Source organism: Prodigiosinella aquatilis, assembly GCA_030388725.1.
Lineage (GTDB): Bacteria > Pseudomonadota > Gammaproteobacteria > Enterobacterales > Enterobacteriaceae > Prodigiosinella > Prodigiosinella aquatilis.
Window position 1 is genome coordinate 4,197,162 of record CP128857.1, and the last position, 17,851, is coordinate 4,215,012.

The following is a 17,851-nucleotide window of genomic DNA, read 5'->3' on the forward strand; positions in this document are numbered from 1 at the left end:
CTATTGAAGGAATATCACTGGTTAGGAAAATTTATTCGTTTTGAGGAACTCGTAGGCGGCTTGAATATCTTGCGCTTTGCGCTTGGCGATTTCTATCATTCGTGGCGACAACCCTTTTCCCATCATCTTGTCAGGATGGTGCTCGCTCATCAGTTTTCGATAAGCCCGTTTTACCGTAGTGGCATCGTCACTACTGCGTACCCCCAGTATGCGACAGGCGCTTTCAATACTGACCCCAGGTGATGTGATAGGAGGACGCTGTCCATAGGACTGACCACGACGCTGATAAGATTTCCCATTTGACCGGGACTGATAGGCATTGTCATTCTGACTGGACTGATGAGTCCCCCGTTCAATCGAACGCATGAACAACTCAAATTGTTCCCGGGTAACACCCAGTTCATCGGCAAACACATATAACAACCGCCGCTCACTCGGGTGCAGCACACCATCAACAAAAGCCACCTGCAGCTGAATTTCCAAAAACATCCGTACCAGATCAAAGCGGCCGATACACACATCACGCAGTTTACGCAGTCGGGTTCGCAGTGGAAACTGGCTCGCCTTGCCTTCACGAAACGCTCGCTGGGCCGAGGCTCTATCTTCACCATATAACGCCAGGCGGTCCATCATTTGGGTGGCAATCTGGATATCCGCCTCGGTAACCCGACCTTTTGACTTGGTAAGATGGCCCATTACCTGAAAAGTCGTCAGATAAAACAGTGCCTGGCGGCTGGATTGTGCAGAAAAAAAGTCGCGTCGACGGGATGAACGGACTCTGTCAAATAAATGACCCAGCAGCAGCCCCATAATCACTCCACCGATGCCGCCACTCGATACCATACCCAGTGTCAGCCCCAGCAACTTTCCCCAATACCGCATATACTCCTCAAATCCCCATGCCGTCGGTTAAAAATTGCTTTATCATACCTGTCATTTATCTTTGCTCCTAACGGCAGCTCATAGAAAACGGTGGGGATTTAGCACTGGCACTACGCCAATGAGTGATATAGTCTCTGACCGTTTGCCGGCATGACGCCTTTGATGACGGAACACCTGATACCGCGTATGAAAAAAAGTCTCCCAACCTTGCTGGCCTCATTAATCTGGTCGGCGCTTTATAGTCAGAACGCTCTGGCTGATCTCGCCTCACAGTGCATGCTGGGCGTACCTGTTTATAATCGCCCGCTCGTGTCCGGCGATACCAACCAACTGCCGGTGCATATTCAAGCGGATCAAGCGCAAGCGAACTACCCCAACAATGCTATTTTCAATGGCGATGTCAATGTTGAGCAAGGGAACAGTGTTCTCAACGCCCAACAGGTGGAGTTGAATCAAACGCAAGGAGCCGGTAAAACCGAACCGATACGTACTGTGACGGCAACAGGCAACGTGCGTTACGATGATAATCAGGTCATTCTGAAAGGCCCCCGAGCCTGGTCTAACCTTAATACCAAAGACACCAACGTATATGATGGTAACTATCAAATGGTAGGCCGTCAGGGACGCGGCGATGCTGACGAAATGAAATTGCGTGATAATAATCGCTATACCATTTTGGAAAATGGCACCTTTACCTCATGTCTGCCGGGTGATGATAGCTGGAGTGTCGCCGGCTCGGAAGTGATCCATGACCGCCAAGAACAAGTTGCCGAAATCTGGAATGCCCGTTTTCGCATTGCGGGTGTTCCGGTGTTCTACAGCCCTTATTTACAGCTTCCAATAGGTGATAAACGCCGTTCGGGTTTCCTGGTCCCCAATGCAAAATACGGCAGTAGCAACGGCTTTGAGCTGATTACGCCTTATTACTGGAATATTGCACCTAACTACGACGCCACGATCACACCACATCTGCAGACCAACCGCGGGACGCAGTGGCAGACTGAATTTCGTTATCTGACCACACCCGGTACTGGCCTGGTCGAATTCGATTGGCTACCGAACGACAAACAGTACAAGAACGATACTCAATCTGGTAAATATGCCAAAGACGGCAATGACACCCGCTGGCTGTTCTATTGGCGGCACGCTGGTGTAATGGATCAAGTCTGGCGTTTCAACGCCGACTATACCAAGGTCAGTGATCTGTACTATTTCACCGATCTGGATTCGCTGTACGGCTCCACCACCGATGGCTATGCCACACAGAAATTCAGCCTGGGCTATGCTAACCGTAACTGGAATGCCACCCTATCAACCCGGCAATACCAGATCTTCAGCAGTACCGCGAATAACGACGTCTACCGTGCCGAACCACAGCTTGATATCAATTATTACCAGAATGATATTGGGCCTTTCGATATGCATCTTTATGGGCAGGCGGTGAAATTCACCAACGTGAATCCCAGCCTTCCAGATGCTATACGTTTACATTTTGAGCCAACGATCGATCTGCCGCTTTCCAACCGGTGGGGCAGTCTGAATACCGAAACCAAGCTGATGGCGACGCATTATCAGCAGAATAATCTGGCGAGTTATAACCAGAATAACCCTGATAATCAGTTGAAAGATTCTGTCAACCGTGTACTGCCCCAGTTCAAGGTAGATGGCAAAATGGTGTTTGAGCGGGATATGGATTGGGCGAAAGGTTATACCCAGACACTGGAACCCCGGACACAGTACCTGTACATTCCTTACCATAATCAGGATGATATCCGCTCCTATGACTCTACGTTGCTGCAAGCCGATTACGCTGGCTTGTTCCGTGATCGTACCTATAGCGGCCTGGATCGCATCGCCTCGGCAAACCAGATAGCTACCGGTGTGACAACCCGCCTGTATGACAGTGCACTAGTCGAACGCTTTAATGCGTCCATTGGAGAAATCTATTACTTTTCTCCTTCCCGTACTGGCGATCACAGCTCGGAACTTGATAGTAATACCGATACTGGCAGCCTGGTATGGGCCGGTGACAGTTACTGGAAATTCGCTGACAACTGGGGAGTTCGCGGAGGGTTACAATACGATGCCCGGTTGAATAACTTCACCGTAGGTGATGCAGTACTCGAATACCGCAGCGACAGCGAACGGATGTTTCAATTGAATTACCGCTACGCCAGCCCGGAATATATTCAGGCCATGCTGTCTACGACTTCCAGTTCGAGTTTCCAGCAAGAGATTTCTCAGGTTGGGGTAACAGCCAGTTGGCCGATTGCCGGACGTTGGTCAATTGTTGGCGCGTATTATTACGATACCAAAGCCAGCCAACCAGCTGACCAATTGCTAGGGTTGCAGTACAGTACCTGTTGCTGGGCGGTCAATGTCGGCTATGAACGTAAAATAACGCAATGGAACAGTTCAAAAAATAGTAGTGTTTATGATAACAAAATATCGTTTAACGTTGAGTTACGCGGCTTAAGTAGTGACTACAGTCTGGGCTCGCAAAAAATGCTGGGCACCGGAATTTTACCTTACCAGCGTGCTTTCTAATGTTATAAAGCTGGGAACTCTGGCCACGGTAAGCGTCTAACGCCAGTGGACATTAAACTTTTAACCCGCCCCGCGCGGATGAAATGAATGGGAAAGGTATGAAGAACTGGAAAGTGCTTGTTCTCGGACTAGCTCTGAGCACGAACATTGCGTTTGCGGCACCACAAGTCATCGATAAAGTTGTTGCTGTGGTGGATAACAGTGTCGTGTTGGAAAGCGATGTCAATACGCTGCTGCAGTCAGTCAAACTGAATGCACAGGATGCAGGTCAGCAGCTACCGGATGACAGCACGCTACGTCACCAGGTACTTGAACGTCTGATTATGGATAACATCGTGTTGCAAATGGCGCAAAGAATGGGTGTCACAATAACAGACGAGCAGTTAGACCGTACCATCGCCAATATCGCTGCACAAAACCATATGTCGGTGGACCAATTGCGCAGCCGTCTGGCCGAGGAAGGAATAAACTACGATATCTATCGCAACAAGATCCGCAAAGATATGACCATTGCGGAAGTACGTAACAATGAAGTGCGTCATCGCATCACTATTCTGCCACAGGAAGTAGATTCACTGGCAAAACAGCTTGCCAGTCAAAACGGTGGTAATACCGAGGTAAACCTCAGCCACATCCTGATTCCGCTATCGGAAAACCCAACCCAGGCACAGGTGGACAAAGCCGAAGCGTTAGCGAATAAACTGATTAAAGAAATCAAACAGGGTGCGAATTTTGGCAAGCTGGCCATCACTTACTCGGCTGGTCAGCATGCACTACAAGGCGGCCAAATGGGATGGGGAAAATTACAGGAGTTGCCGACCTTGTTTGCCGAGAGTCTGAGACAAGCGCAGAAAGGTCAAATTATCGGCCCTATCCGTTCTGGTGTCGGTTTCCATATCCTGCGGGTCAATGATATCCGTGGTGAAAGCAAAAATGTATCCATCACTGAAGTACACGCCCGCCATATTCTGCTCAAAACGTCGGTCGTCATGACAGATGCACAGGCTCAGGCAAAACTTGAAGAGGTAGCTCGACAAATCAAAAGTGGCCACACCACTTTTGCCGCCCAGGCCAAATTACTTTCTCAGGATCCTGGATCCGCTAATCAGGGTGGTGATCTCGGTTGGGCATCTCCAGACATGTACGACCCGGCATTCCGCGATGCGTTGATGAAGCTGAAAAAAGGCGAAATCAGCAAACCGGTGCACACCTCGTTTGGCTGGCATTTGATCCAATTGCTCGATACCCGTCAAGTGGACAAGACTAACGAGACGCTGAAAGAGCGCGCTTATCGTATGCTATTCAACCGGAAATTTGCCGAAGAAGCGCAAACCTGGATGCAGGAAAAACGCGCTTCTGCTTATGTGAAAATTATCGACGGACAGAATTGATGTCTACCGAAAACAGGACAGAACGCGTCGTAATTACGCCCGGTGAACCCGCCGGGATTGGTCCTGATCTCATCATTACACTGGCCCAGCAGTCATGGCCGGTTGAGCTGGTAGTGTGTGCGGATCCTGATCTGCTGCTGAGTCGTGCACTACAGTTACACCTGCCTTTGACGCTGCGTTATTATCAGCCGGATCAACCTGCGCAACCACAACTGGCGGGGACCTTGACAATACTGGCCTCGCCGACCTCGGCGACTGTCGTGGCAGGTCAGTTGAATGTACAAAACAGTGTTTATGTCGTCGACACACTACGTCGCGCTTGTGATGGCTGCCTCAATGGTGGATTTGCTGCGCTGATCACCGGGCCGGTGCATAAAGGCATCATCAATGATGCCGGTATTCCGTTTACCGGGCATACCGAATTTTTTGCTGATCGTAGTCAGTGCCAGCGAGTAGTCATGATGCTGGCAACTGATGAACTGCGCGTCGCATTGGCGACGACGCACCTGCCGCTAAAAGATGTCTCGGCTGCTATCACCCGAGACAGTTTGCATGAAGTGATAACTATCCTGCATCACGACCTGCATACCAAATTTGGTATCGCACAACCGTCAATCTACGTGTGTGGTCTGAATCCACACGCAGGTGAAGGCGGACATATGGGACGAGAAGAACTGGAGATAATTATCCCGGCGCTGGAAGAACTACGCAGCGCTGGCATGACACTGATTGGCCCTCTGCCTGCGGATACACTATTCCAGCCTAAATACCTGCAACATGCCGATGCCGTACTATCGATGTATCATGATCAGGGGTTACCCGTTCTGAAATATCAGGGTTTTGGCCGGGCAGTGAATATTACACTAGGACTCCCGTTCATCCGCACCTCTGTCGATCACGGTACAGCCCTTGAACTGGCGGCTACCGGTGAAGCAGATCCAGGCAGCTTTCATACTGCATTAAACCTTGCCATTAAAATGATCAATAACCGTAATGAATAATCGAGTCCATCAAGGCCACTTCGCCCGTAAACGTTTCGGGCAAAACTTTTTAAGTGATCAGTTTATTATTGATAGCATTGTTTCCGCTATTCACCCCCTGCCGGGACAATCCATTGTGGAAATTGGCCCTGGGCTTGGTGCGTTGACTGCACCGATGGGTGAACGTTTGGAACATTTCACCGTGATTGAGCTGGACCGTGATTTGGCGGCCCGACTGGAAACACATCCAACACTGAAAGATAAGCTCACCATCATTCAGCAAGATGCCATGACGGTAGATTTTTCTGAACTGGCACAACAGGCGGGACAACCACTGCGGGTTTTTGGTAACCTGCCGTATAATATTTCAACACCATTGATGTTCCATCTGTTCGGCTATACTCAGTCTATTCTCGACATGCATTTTATGTTGCAAAAAGAGGTCGTTAACCGTCTGGTTGCCGGGCCAAACAGTAAAGCCTATGGACGACTGAGCGTAATGGCGCAGTATTATTGTCAGGTCATCCCGGTACTTGAAGTACCGCCGACCGCCTTTAAACCGGCACCAAAGGTAGATTCGGCCGTAATTCGTCTGGTACCACATACCACATCACCGTATCCGATAGTGGATACCCGGGTATTGGGACGGATCACTACTGAGGCCTTTAACCAACGACGCAAAACGCTGCGTAACAGTTTGGGGAATCTGTTTACACCAGAGCGACTGACCGAACTTGGTGTCGATCCTACTGTTCGGGCTGAAAACGTGAGCGTCGAGCAATATTGCCGGTTAGCTGACTGGTTGACCGAACATCCCACAGTGCAGGAATAAACTGGAGTTGTGTCGTCATGATAAACGCGCCCCGAGTTTGTATACAGGTTCAAAGCTTCTACATAGAAGCGCAATCAGAACCTGATGAAGAGCGTTTCGTATTTGCCTATACCATTACGATCCGTAATCTGGGACGTCATGAAGTCAAACTACTGGGGCGGCATTGGTTAATCACTAATGCCAATGGCCGCCAGACAGAGGTGCAGGGAGAAGGCGTGATTGGTTTACAACCCGTTATTCAGCCCGGCGGCGAGTTCCAGTATACTAGCGGTGCCGTGCTGGAAACTCCACTGGGCACAATGGAAGGTCATTATCAAATGATTGATCACCAAGGTGATGATTTTCAGGTTCCAATTCAGGTGTTCCGTTTGGCAATACCTTCACTGATACATTAATTATGGCTACCTATCTTGTTGGCGACGTTCACGGTTGTTACGTTGAACTCAAGGCGCTATTGGCGCAAGTTTCATTTGATCCTACACAGGACACCTTGTGGCTGACTGGCGATCTGGTCGCCCGTGGGCCTGATTCGCTGGACGTATTACGGTATGTCCGTTCTCTCGGTTCCTCAGCACGGATGGTGCTTGGTAACCATGATATTCACCTGCTGGCGGTTTATGCCGGGATTAGCCGTAATAAACCCAAGGATCGTCTCACCGCCTTGTTATCTGCGCCTGACGTCGATGAATTGATTAACTGGCTACGCCGTCAGCCAGTATTACAGATTGACGAAGAACGTAAGCTGATCATGACGCATGCTGGCATCACACCACAGTGGGATTTGGCAACCACCCTGATGTGTGCACGGGAAGTGGAGTCTATCCTGAGCAGTGACAGCTATCCGCTATTCCTTGATGCGATGTACGGTGATATGCCCAACAACTGGAGCCCCGAATTGAGCGGACTTTCGCGGTTGCGATTCAGTATCAACGTTTTTACCCGGATGCGTTACTGCTTTTCTGGCGGGCAGTTGGATATGCTATACAAAGAGCCTCCCACTCAAGCGCCTTCCTTGCTGAAACCCTGGTTTGATATTCCAGGACCGGTTTCCAGTGAATATGCTATCGCATTTGGCCACTGGGCTTCGCTGAAAGGGAAATGGACGCCAGACGGTATTTATGCGTTGGATACTGGCTGTTGTTGGGGAGAAACCTTAACTTTGCTACGCTGGGAAGATCAGCGCTATTTTACCCAACTGTCAACTATAGCCCCAGGAACCAGCGACGAAGCACTCGAAGCATCCTGAAGGCACAGAGAGGTGACGTCCTATCACCTCTCTGATAAACACGCGTTCACCAAACGAAGAACAAGCCGCTCAGCCTGATGATATGCACTTTATTATTTACGCCCCAATCACACCACCATCTTCGCGGGTAATCATTATTACCGATGAACGGGGACGCGGGCTGTTATTGGGAAAGTGTGAATCCTTTTTTTCTCCAGGATGCTGAATGTTGACAAACAGGGTTTTATAATCCGGGGTAAAAGCAATTCCAGTTAATTCACAGGATTTCGGTCCGACCATAAAGCGGCGGATTTCGCCACTGTGTGGATCCCCTACCAGCATCTGGTTGTTACCCTGGCCTGCAAAGTCATCTTTATTACTGTAGTTACCATCGGTCAGAATCCACAGACGACCATCCTGGTCAAATCCCAAGCCATCAGGGCTGTTAAAGGTATTATCCGCAGTAATATTCGGCGAACCACGATTAATACCTTCCGGGTGAGCAATCGGATTACCACACAGCGCATACATATCCCAATCAAACACCTGTGCGGTGGCATCGTCTTTTTCATCCCAGCGGATTATCTGACCGTAGATATTATGCGGACGCGGGTTGGCGGCATTTACCGGCATCCCTTCATCACCACGCCGACTGTTATTAGTCAGCGTGCAATAGGCTCTTCCGTCATGCGGGTTGACCGCAATCCATTCCGGGCGGTCCATCCGGGTAGCCCCTACATGCGAGGCCGCTTTACGGGCAAAAATAACGACCTCTGCCTGACTATGAAAACCATTTTCCGCTGTCAATCCGTTGTCACCAAACGTCAGCGCAATCCAGCGGCCGGTCCCTTTCAACGGCGTACCTGCCGCATCTCGATCAAACTGCGCGACATACAGTGTGCCATTATCCAGTAGGGTACGATTATTAGCAGGATTAGCGCTATCGACCTTGTCAGTAGAAACATATTTGTAAATGAACTCACCACGTTCATCATCTCCCATGTACACCACTAAGTGACCATTTTTGGCCACCGTCACCGCTGCATTTTCATGTTTGAAGCGCCCAAGCGCAGTCCGTTTGATGGGTGTCGAATTCGGATCCATCGGATCAATCTCAACAACCCAGCCATAACGGTTGAACTCATTGGGATTTTTTGCCACATCGAAGCGATCGTCAAAATCTGACCAGTTACGTTCCGGGTCCTTGACCTTCAATGAATAGCGTTTCTGCTCTGGCGTGGTCTTATAATCCGCCTGGTGAGTACCAAAATAAGTATCAAAGTTCTCTTCACAGGTCAGGTAAGTACCCCATGGCGTTTTACCATTAGCACAATTACCAAATGTTCCCAACACCGTCATTCCTGTCGGATCGGCATCCGTCTTCAATAGGTCATGTCCCGCTGCCGGGCCGCTAAAGTGTATTTCTGTATTCGCGGTAATACGGCGGTTATAGCGCGACGGCCGCTCAACCACCCAACGCGGTGAATCTCCGATGCGTTTTACCGCCACAATGGAAACACCATGCGCCGCCTGGGATTTGCGTACATCCTCCAGGCAGACGGCTTTGGTACCACCATGGGAAAACAGATATTGCTCATTCACATATTCGTTGTTAATCGCCATCACGGCATGGTGATCATCAATAGGGAAAAAGCTCATACCATCGTTATTGTCACCAAACTGCTTTTCCTGATCGGCAGCGGTGTTGTTACCTGCTGGATCAAAGTTTGCTGCACCGCTAACCAGCGGTTCCCCCCAAGAGATCAAGACATCTGCACGATAGCCAGGCGTAATAGCAATACTGTCTTCACTGGAAGCCACAATACCTTTAAAACCAAGCAGCTTGCTCCCTTCTGCTGGTGTATCGGCAAAGGCGAGCCGGGGTATTGACCAGACACCTCCGCCTAAAAATCCGGCCAGTCCTATCGTACCAGCGCTCCCTAACAGTAACTTACGGCGGGAAGGATCGACCAAGCGATCAGTATTCAGGCTATTAATCTTGCTTGTCATCTCTCTAGCGTCCTCTTCTTTTTCAGGCAGTGGCGCAATGCTCATCATCAAATATGGGTGTGGTACAGAACGGTATTAACAATAAGGGCTAATTGTGACCGAAATGTTACATTTAGAAAGATTTAGACAACAAAAGAAAAACCCGCTTCAGTGAGCGGGTCAGGACGTTGACAAACCTATGTATAGCGTCAGAACGGTGATAATGAGGAAGAGGAATAAAGCATCCGCGCCAGGGATGGCGCGGCTTGAGCTTACAGAGAGGTACTTGCAGCGTCTTTACGATCTTCTCATTATCGCCGCTATATAGACTTTGCCATCAAACTCACCCACTTCAGTGGGTTTAGCAAGAAAATGTCTGCAATACTTAGCGACGTTCGAGAATTTCAAAACAGTAACTGTGAGAATTATGCTCATCAGCATCATGGAATTCACTGAAAGTAGAGATCCACTCATCAGGCTCATAATCAGGGAAATGAGTGTCTCCTTCCATCTCTGCATCGATATGCGTCAGGTACAGTCGATCCGCTTGAGGCAGCATCTGACGATAAATATTGCCACCGCCGATCACCATCACTTCGTCTACATTACCTGCCGCAGCCAACGCTGCATCAATGGATGTCACCCAAGTCACACGGGCATCATCCCCCGGATGGTTACTGACCACGATATTGCATCTTCCTGGTAGCGGCTGACCAATAGAACGGAAAGTATTACGCCCCATAATGATGGGCTTATTCAATGTATTGCGCTTAAACCACGCCAGATCGGCAGGTAGATGCCACGGCATGGCGTTTTCCATACCGATAACACGGTCCACTGCCAACGCGGCAATCAAACTAATTACCATGGTAAAACCAACCCTATAGGCTACAAAATTGAAGCCACTATACGGAAAGCCTGTTCATGCGTCGAGGTGGTTGCTGGACCCAGAGAGAATATAAGAGTGCTCTGAACGAATCACACTCCTGGGCGCTTACGATACAGCCAGAGACCCGGCAGTGATAACCCGATAGACAGCGCACCGACAATAAAGCTGGCCTTCAGAAAATTGGTCATCAGTGTTTGCATCAGCACTTCGCTATAGCCCAGATGGGACAGTTCGACTACCGAAATCATCGCGGTATAGGCCGGAATTCCCGGAAACATGGGAATGACCGCAGCGACGGTGAACACTTTTGGATGCGCCAGTAACCAGCGCGACCAGCGAATCCCGATGATACCGATCATGATTGACGCCAAAAACGAAGCCCACTCAATCGGCGCCCCAAAATGGATCATCAGGAAACGGGCGCCGTGTCCTAGTGCTCCGAGTAATGCACAGTAGCGCAACGCTTTTATCGGTACATTAAATACCATGGCAAAACCCAGCGCCGGAACCGCTGCCAGAATCATATCCTGCAATAACGCCCACAACAGATTCAGGACCATCCGTGAAACCCCCACACCGACATTGCCATCACCACACCAATACAGGTTGCCAGCGTTAGTAAACTGGCCATCGCCCAGCGTGCCAGACCAGTATTTATATGCCCTTTAAACATATCCGCCACGGCGTTAATCAGCGGAAAACCCGGAACCAGCAACAATACGCTGGCAGCCATCGCCACCGCTGATGAGTGCTGTAATCCAGGCAACCGCATCAATAACCCCGAGGCCGACGTTGCCACAAACGCGGTAACACAGAAATTAATCAGCGGATTCAGATGTCGGCTAGTCAATATCTGGCGAACATACATAGCAAGACCACTGGCAATCAAGGTCACCAGAACCGCATCCCAGCCACCACCATTTAAACGACTGAAACAGCCACAGGAGAGCCCCACGATGGTCACCATCAGCCAACGCGGGTAACGCAGCGGTTTAATGTTATTGAAACGCTTATGCACACTCCCCACATCCAGCAGTCTATGTTCCGCCATGATAACCACGTGCTGAACTTCGGTAACCACATGCATATTGATACCACGATCCACGTTTTTACGTGTGGAGGTCAAACAATGTCCGTCCATAATAGTGGTGAGCACAATAGCATTCGCTGAGATCGAGCTTTCTACACTATCCACACCCAGCGCGACGCCTAACCGTGAGGATAATTGCTCCACGAGCATACTTTCCGCACCATGCTGTAACAACAACAGTGCACATTGAATACACAACCGGGTAACTTCCCGCTGTCGTGTGGTTTCACTTACCATGTCATTTTCCCGACCCTGATTCACTGAAACAGCCACGTTATAACCATAAATAAAACAAGGCTTCTTGTTACCATATTGCGGGCAAATAGCCAATAATGATGATGCGAATAAATACCCTCGGAGGTATTATTCTTGCAATTTACCCGCTTTCTCTCGCATTACAGGATACATCATGCTTGAAATGTCGTTATTTGTTGCAACCATTGCCACACTGGGAATGCTGTCTCCCGGCCCGGATTTCTTTCTGGTCATTAAAAATGCGGCACGTTATCCCCGACTGGCAGCGATAGTCACCGCACTCGGCGTTATTTGCGGCGTAGCGACCCACATGGCCTATTGTGTCGCCGGGCTGGCGGTCGTTATCACCACAACACCCTGGCTATTCGATTTGCTGAAATACGCCGGTGCCATTTACCTGATTTGGATTGGCATTCAGGCGCTGATTTCCCATGGTGGCAGCAAAATGGATCTCACCCAGTTAACACCACAACGCGTCAGCCTGAAAAAAGCCTTTTTGCAGGGATATCTCTGCAACCTGTTGAATCCGAAAGCCACTCTGTTTTTTCTTTCTGTCTTTACCCAAGTACTCAGCCTAAACTCTAGCATGGGTGAAAAACTGTGGTATGCCGCTATTATCTGGATACTGGCGGTTATCTGGTGGCCTCTGCTGGTCATCCTGATTCAGAGTGAACCAGTTCGCTATGGACTGGCTAAAACACAGAAACTGGTTGATAAAGTGCTAGGAGGGATTCTGATTACCTTGGGTATCAAAGTCGCTCTAAGCTAACAGAAAAAACCAGTCAGGCTTCCTTGACTGGTTTTTTTGGATGACTACTTTGTCGTCAACTACCTGATTTCATTACTCAAATCACTGCATTGCTGAGAAAGCAGGAACTCATTGCTTAACTCAACACGTTGATTATCCGGCTGAATCCCGGCTTATGCCGGGATAAATCGGCGACAGGCAATGAACTGATATTAACCTTTAATCTTGGCATGCATTTCCTGTACGGAAATAACCTGCTCCGTCGGATCAGCATTAAGTGACATCGCTGTAGCAAAGCCACCGTTCATGGTCGTATCGTAGTGTACTTTATATTGCAAAGCGCTACGGCGAATCAGCTTCGAATCCTCGATAGCCTGCCGGCCAGCAGTCGTATTCACAATATAAGTATATTCACCGTTTTTGATGCGATCCTGAATATGTGGACGACCTTCGTGTACCTTGTTTACCAGACGCGGATTGATACCCGCTTCACCCAGCACAATCGCCGTACCGTGAGTCGCATCCAGCTCAAAACCGTTCTTGAGTAGCTTGGCGGCCAAATCTACCACGCGCTCCTTATCACCTTCGCGCACGGATAACAGTGCCCGCCCGGTTTTCTTCATCGGTGAATTACTGCCCAGCATAGCTTTGGCAAAGGCTTCGGCGAAAGTACGACCGACGCCCATCACTTCACCGGTAGAGCGCATTTCCGGCCCCAGAATCGGGTCAACACCTGGGAATTTATTGAACGGCAGCACCACTTCTTTCACTGAGTAGTACGGTGGAATCACCTCTTTGGTCACTCCCTGATCCACCAATGTTTGGCCGACCATCACACGGGCCGCGATTTTCGCCAGCGGAACGCCAGTCGCTTTCGAGACAAACGGGACAGTACGTGCGGCGCGCGGGTTTACTTCAATCAGATAAACTTCGTTGTTCTTCACGGCGAACTGGGCATTCATCAGCCCATGCACCGACAGTTCAAACGCCAGTTTTTCCACCTGCTGACGCATCACATCCTGAATTTCCTTGCTTAGCGTATAGGCAGGCAATGAACATGCCGAGTCACCAGAATGCACACCAGCCTGTTCAATGTGCTCCATGATGCCACCAATCAATACACGCTCACCGTCGCAGATAGCATCCACATCCACTTCTATCGCATCATCCAGGAAATGATCCAGCAGTACCGGTGCATCATTGGATACGTTGACTGCATTCTGGAAGTAACGACGCAAGTCGATTTCGTCGTAAACAATTTCCATTGCACGACCACCCAACACATAAGAAGGGCGAACTACCAACGGATAACCAATACCGGTCGCTTTTTCCACCGCCTGTTCAATGGTTGCTACCGTGGCATTAGCCGGCTGTTTCAGACCAAGACGGTTCACAGCCTGCTGGAAGCGCTCACGGTCTTCCGCACGATCGATGGCGTCCGGGCTGGTACCGATAACCGGTACACCTGCTGCTTCCAACGCTCTCGCCAACTTCAGCGGGGTCTGCCCACCGTACTGCACAATAACGCCTTTCGGTTGCTCGATGCGCACGATTTCCAGCACATCTTCCAGCGTTACCGGTTCAAAATACAGACGATCAGAGGTGTCATAGTCAGTAGAAACCGTTTCCGGGTTACAGTTGACCATGATAGTTTCATAACCATCTTCACGCAGTGCCAGTGAAGCATGCACGCAGCAGTAGTCAAATTCGATGCCCTGGCCGATACGGTTCGGGCCACCACCCAGCACCATGATTTTCTCGCGGTCCTGGTTGGGATTGGCTTCACACTCATCCTCATAAGTGGAGTACAGATAAGCCGTGTCGGTCGCAAATTCGGCCGCACAGGTATCCACTCGTTTATAAACCGGGTGCAGATTGTACTTATTACGTAACTTGCGAATTTCACTCTCTGCCACACCCGCCAGTTTGGCCAGACGTATGTCGGCGAAGCCTTTGCGTTTCAGCAGACGCAGGAACTCCGGCGTCAGCCCATTAGCGCCCTGCTCCGCGACCTGTTCTTCCAGACGTACCAGTTCTTCAATCTGCACCAGGAACCAACGGTCAATATTGGTCAGGTTAAAGACACCATCCACGGACATCCCTGCGCGGAATGCATCCGCCAGATACCAGATACGTTCCGCACCGGCATCTTTCAGCTCACGGCGGATTTTAGTGAGTGCTTCGGGATCGTCCAGATCCACTTTCGGGTCAAAACCCGATACGCCGACTTCCAGCCCACGCAATGCTTTCTGTAGTGATTCCTGCTGCGTACGCCCAATCGCCATGACTTCACCGACCGATTTCATCTGTGTGGTGAGGCGGTCATTAGCGCCAGCAAATTTTTCGAAATTAAACCGTGGGATTTTAGTCACCACGTAGTCAATTGAGGGTTCAAATGACGCCGGTGTACGACCACCGGTAATGTCATTCATCAATTCATCCAGCGTGTAACCTACCGCCAGTTTGGCGGCGATTTTGGCAATCGGGAAGCCAGTCGCTTTTGACGCCAGCGCCGAAGAACGGGAAACGCGTGGATTCATCTCGATGATGATCAGACGACCCGTTTTGGGATTCACCGCGAATTGCACGTTAGAACCGCCGGTTTCCACGCCGATTTCACGCAGTACCGCCATCGAGGCGTTACGCATGATCTGGTACTCTTTATCCGTCAGCGTTTGCGCGGGTGCAACCGTGATGGAGTCACCGGTATGAATACCCATGGGATCCAGGTTTTCAATCGAACAGACAATGATACAGTTGTCGTGTTTATCCCGCACCACTTCCATTTCATACTCTTTCCAACCGATGAGAGATTCATCGATCAACAACTCACTGGTTGGTGATAAATCCAGGCCACGGGTACAGATTTCCTCAAACTCTTCACGGTTGTAGGCAATACCGCCACCACTTCCCCCCATAGTGAAAGAGGGGCGAATAATACAGGGGAAACCCACATCTGCCGCCACAACCAATGCTTCATCCATATTGTGAGCGATACCGGAACGGGCAGTTTCCAGGCCAATCGATTTCATGGCGATATCGAAACGGCGACGATCTTCCGCCTTGTCGATGGCATCGGCGGTAGCACCAATCATAGTGACACTAAATTCTTCCAGCACACCACGACGTTCTAGTTCCAGCGCGCAGTTCAGTGCCGTCTGTCCCCCCATGGTTGGTAATACGGCATCCGGGCGCTCTTTTTCAATGATTTTACGCACCACTTCCCAGTGAATCGGCTCAATGTATGTCGCATCAGCCATTTCCGGATCGGTCATGATAGTGGCGGGATTGGAGTTGACCAGAATAACGCGATACCCTTCTTCGCGCAGCGCCTTGCACGCTTGTGCGCCAGAGTAGTCAAATTCGCACGCCTGACCGATAACAATCGGGCCGGCGCCAAGAATCAGGATGCTTTTAATATCTGTACGTTTTGGCATTTTCTCGCTCCTGATTATTTAGCTGAAGAACGGTAAGTCTGAATCAATTCGATAAAGTGGTCGAACAACGGCGCAGCATCATGCGGGCCGGGACTGGCTTCCGGATGCCCCTGAAAACTGAACGCCGGTTTATCGGTACGGTGAATCCCTTGCAGAGAGCCATCGAACAAGGATTTGTGCGTTGTGCGCAAGGTGGCGGGCAAAGACGTTTCATCAACGGCAAAACCGTGGTTTTGTGCCGTGATCATAACACGGTCGGCATCAAGGTCTTTCACCGGATGGTTGCCACCGTGGTGCCCGAATTTCATCTTGATCGTCTTGGCACCACTTGCCAGTGCCAGCAACTGATGGCCCAGGCAGATACCAAACACCGGGATATCAGTTTCCAGGAGGGTTTTAATCGCCCTGATAGCATAGTCACAGGGTTCCGGATCCCCAGGACCGTTAGACAGGAAAACCCCATCAGGATTCAGTTTCAGCACATCCTCAGCGGAGGTTTGTGCAGGAACCACGGTCAGACGGCAGCCACGGTCTACCAGGATACGCAGAATATTGCGCTTCACACCGTAGTCATACGCCACCACGTGATAGGGTAGATCGCTATTGTCTTTTGCCGCAGGCAATTCGCCTTCCAATGTCCAACTGCCCTGCGACCAGGAATAATGTTCCCGAGTAGTGACTTCTTTTGCCAGATCCATCCCTTTCAGGCCAGGAAACGCCTTGGCCTTTTCCAGTGCCAGCGCCGCATCCGGCGCATCACCCGCAATAATACAACCGTTCTGAGCACCTTTTTCACGCAGCAATCTCGTCAGTTTACGGGTATCAATATCCGCAATAGCGACAATGTTATGACGTTTAAGATACTCAGAAAGGTTTTCTTCACTGCGGTAGTTACTGGCAATTAGCGGTAAATCCCGAATCACTAATCCCTGGGCATGAATAGAAGAAGACTCTTCATCGCTGGCATTAGTACCAACATTACCAATATGTGGATAAGTGAGAGTAACAATCTGGCGGGAATAGGAGGGATCAGTAAGGATTTCTTGATAACCGGTCATCGACGTATTGAAGACCACTTCCCCCACTGCCGTTCCTTCTGCCCCTATGGCCCGACCGTGGAATTGGGTTCCGTCTTCCAGAACCAATAGCGCTGACTTAATCAAAACACCCTCCAAGGAATAAAAAATCATGTTACTTGCATATTAATTCAGATTTAACGACCTAAATCAATGCAAAAACCACCTGTAAGGCAAATTTTCGGCAAATTGGGCGCATTTTAATGATGGTGTGATAGCTTGTCCACTCAAACCGACTTTTTCTGTATTATTTTTACAGCTTCGGTCAAGAATATGCTTTCACATCGATAAAAACACAGATCAAGTAACATAAGTAAACGATTGCCAGAGAGGATAAGTCAGAATCTGAATAATAAACTACCACACTCGACCAGAAAGAGAGAATTAAGAAAAAAAACCGTCCCAAAAACCCACTAAAGTCGAATAAAAAATATCATTTAAATTCATTTATAAAGAAATGAATAAAAATATACATTATATGACGAATATTAAATATTCGTCATATAAATC

Annotated in this window: 14 protein-coding genes; 7 read left to right on the forward strand and 7 right to left on the reverse strand. The window is 49.6% G+C overall.

The genetic code is table 11. The features are described 5' to 3' along the window. Positions 1 to 21: 21 nt before the first annotated feature. Complete coding sequence (gene djlA / locus PCO85_19575) at positions 22 to 882, reverse strand: co-chaperone DjlA (protein WJV53335.1); 861 nt, start codon at positions 880 to 882, stop codon at positions 22 to 24. Positions 883 to 1,032: 150 nt separating this feature from the next. On the opposite strand from djlA, the gene lptD reads away from it, so the two are divergent. From lptD to apaH, 6 genes are all read left to right on the forward strand, one after another. Further along, positions 1,033 to 3,429 (forward strand): LPS assembly protein LptD, encoded by a 2,397-nt coding sequence (lptD, locus tag PCO85_19580; GenBank protein ID WJV53336.1) that lies wholly within the window; start codon positions 1,033 to 1,035, stop codon positions 3,427 to 3,429. 98 nt (positions 3,430 to 3,527) lie between these two features. Then, the gene (gene surA, locus PCO85_19585; protein WJV53337.1) at positions 3,528 to 4,820 is read left to right on the forward strand and encodes a peptidylprolyl isomerase SurA; all 1,293 of its coding nucleotides are present in this window, start codon (positions 3,528 to 3,530) and stop codon (positions 4,818 to 4,820) included. Further along, a complete protein-coding gene (gene pdxA / locus PCO85_19590) occupies positions 4,820 to 5,821 on the forward strand; it encodes a 4-hydroxythreonine-4-phosphate dehydrogenase PdxA (GenBank protein ID WJV53338.1) in 1,002 nt (333 codons plus the stop codon). The genes surA and pdxA overlap by 1 nt, the downstream gene beginning before the upstream one ends. Continuing rightward, positions 5,814 to 6,632 (forward strand): 16S rRNA (adenine(1518)-N(6)/adenine(1519)-N(6))-dimethyltransferase RsmA, encoded by an 819-nt coding sequence (gene rsmA, locus PCO85_19595; protein ID WJV53339.1) that lies wholly within the window; start codon positions 5,814 to 5,816, stop codon positions 6,630 to 6,632. Before pdxA ends, rsmA begins: the two co-directional genes overlap by 8 nt. 17 nt (positions 6,633 to 6,649) lie before the next feature. Then, on the forward strand, positions 6,650 to 7,027 hold the full coding sequence (gene apaG / locus PCO85_19600) for a Co2+/Mg2+ efflux protein ApaG (protein WJV53340.1): 378 nt from the start codon (positions 6,650 to 6,652) through the stop codon (positions 7,025 to 7,027). Between the two features lie 2 nt (positions 7,028 to 7,029). Beyond that, on the forward strand, positions 7,030 to 7,878 hold the full coding sequence (gene apaH, locus PCO85_19605) for a bis(5'-nucleosyl)-tetraphosphatase (symmetrical) ApaH (protein WJV53341.1): 849 nt from the start codon (positions 7,030 to 7,032) through the stop codon (positions 7,876 to 7,878). 96 nt (positions 7,879 to 7,974) lie between these two features. Here the strand turns inward: apaH and PCO85_19610 are convergent, their stop codons facing one another. The 4 genes from PCO85_19610 to PCO85_19625 form a co-directional block, all read right to left on the reverse strand. Beyond that, positions 7,975 to 9,867: a PhoX family phosphatase gene (locus PCO85_19610; GenBank protein ID WJV53342.1), complete on the reverse strand. Its 1,893-nt coding sequence runs from the start codon at positions 9,865 to 9,867 to the stop codon at positions 7,975 to 7,977. Between the two features lie 364 nt (positions 9,868 to 10,231). Then, positions 10,232 to 10,714 carry a type 3 dihydrofolate reductase gene (gene folA, locus PCO85_19615; protein ID WJV53343.1) on the reverse strand — a complete coding sequence of 161 codons (483 nt, stop codon included), beginning with the start codon at positions 10,712 to 10,714 and terminating at the stop codon, positions 10,232 to 10,234. Positions 10,715 to 10,824: 110 nt separating this feature from the next. After that, positions 10,825 to 11,295: a threonine/serine exporter gene (locus PCO85_19620; GenBank protein ID WJV53344.1), complete on the reverse strand. Its 471-nt coding sequence runs from the start codon at positions 11,293 to 11,295 to the stop codon at positions 10,825 to 10,827. Further along, the gene (locus PCO85_19625) at positions 11,286 to 12,062 is read right to left on the reverse strand and encodes a threonine/serine exporter ThrE family protein (protein WJV53345.1); all 777 of its coding nucleotides are present in this window, start codon (positions 12,060 to 12,062) and stop codon (positions 11,286 to 11,288) included. Before PCO85_19625 ends, PCO85_19620 begins: the two co-directional genes overlap by 10 nt. A 172-nt stretch (positions 12,063 to 12,234) precedes the next feature. On the opposite strand from PCO85_19625, the gene PCO85_19630 reads away from it, so the two are divergent. Next, positions 12,235 to 12,849, forward strand: a complete 615-nt coding sequence (locus PCO85_19630) for a LysE family transporter (GenBank protein WJV53346.1) — start codon at positions 12,235 to 12,237, stop codon at positions 12,847 to 12,849. A 191-nt stretch (positions 12,850 to 13,040) separates the two neighbouring features. Here PCO85_19630 and carB read toward each other — a convergent pair whose 3' ends face one another. Continuing rightward, entirely contained in the window at positions 13,041 to 16,265 is a 3,225-nt protein-coding gene (gene carB, locus PCO85_19635) for a carbamoyl-phosphate synthase large subunit (protein WJV53347.1), read from the reverse strand. A gap of 14 nt (positions 16,266 to 16,279) precedes the next feature. Further along, positions 16,280 to 17,428 (reverse strand): glutamine-hydrolyzing carbamoyl-phosphate synthase small subunit, encoded by a 1,149-nt coding sequence (gene carA / locus PCO85_19640; GenBank protein ID WJV53348.1) that lies wholly within the window; start codon positions 17,426 to 17,428, stop codon positions 16,280 to 16,282. Between the last annotated feature and the right edge of the window lie 423 nt (positions 17,429 to 17,851).

What these genes read in the sequence shown, in the direction of transcription:
- djlA (WJV53335.1), bottom strand. Translation starts at nt 882, where the DNA reads ATGCGGTATTGGGGAAAGTTGCTGGGGCTGACACTGGGTATGGTATCG.
- lptD (WJV53336.1), top strand. Translation starts at nt 1,033, where the DNA reads ATGACGCCTTTGATGACGGAACACCTGATACCGCGTATGAAAAAAAGT.
- surA (WJV53337.1), top strand. Translation starts at nt 3,528, where the DNA reads ATGAAGAACTGGAAAGTGCTTGTTCTCGGACTAGCTCTGAGCACGAAC.
- pdxA (WJV53338.1), top strand. Translation starts at nt 4,820, where the DNA reads ATGTCTACCGAAAACAGGACAGAACGCGTCGTAATTACGCCCGGTGAA.
- rsmA (WJV53339.1), top strand. Translation starts at nt 5,814, where the DNA reads ATGAATAATCGAGTCCATCAAGGCCACTTCGCCCGTAAACGTTTCGGG.
- apaG (WJV53340.1), top strand. Translation starts at nt 6,650, where the DNA reads ATGATAAACGCGCCCCGAGTTTGTATACAGGTTCAAAGCTTCTACATA.
- apaH (WJV53341.1), top strand. Translation starts at nt 7,030, where the DNA reads ATGGCTACCTATCTTGTTGGCGACGTTCACGGTTGTTACGTTGAACTC.
- PCO85_19610 (WJV53342.1), bottom strand. Translation starts at nt 9,867, where the DNA reads ATGACAAGCAAGATTAATAGCCTGAATACTGATCGCTTGGTCGATCCT.
- folA (WJV53343.1), bottom strand. Translation starts at nt 10,714, where the DNA reads ATGGTAATTAGTTTGATTGCCGCGTTGGCAGTGGACCGTGTTATCGGT.
- PCO85_19620 (WJV53344.1), bottom strand. Translation starts at nt 11,295, where the DNA reads ATGGTCCTGAATCTGTTGTGGGCGTTATTGCAGGATATGATTCTGGCA.
- PCO85_19625 (WJV53345.1), bottom strand. Translation starts at nt 12,062, where the DNA reads ATGGTAAGTGAAACCACACGACAGCGGGAAGTTACCCGGTTGTGTATT.
- PCO85_19630 (WJV53346.1), top strand. Translation starts at nt 12,235, where the DNA reads ATGCTTGAAATGTCGTTATTTGTTGCAACCATTGCCACACTGGGAATG.
- carB (WJV53347.1), bottom strand. Translation starts at nt 16,265, where the DNA reads ATGCCAAAACGTACAGATATTAAAAGCATCCTGATTCTTGGCGCCGGC.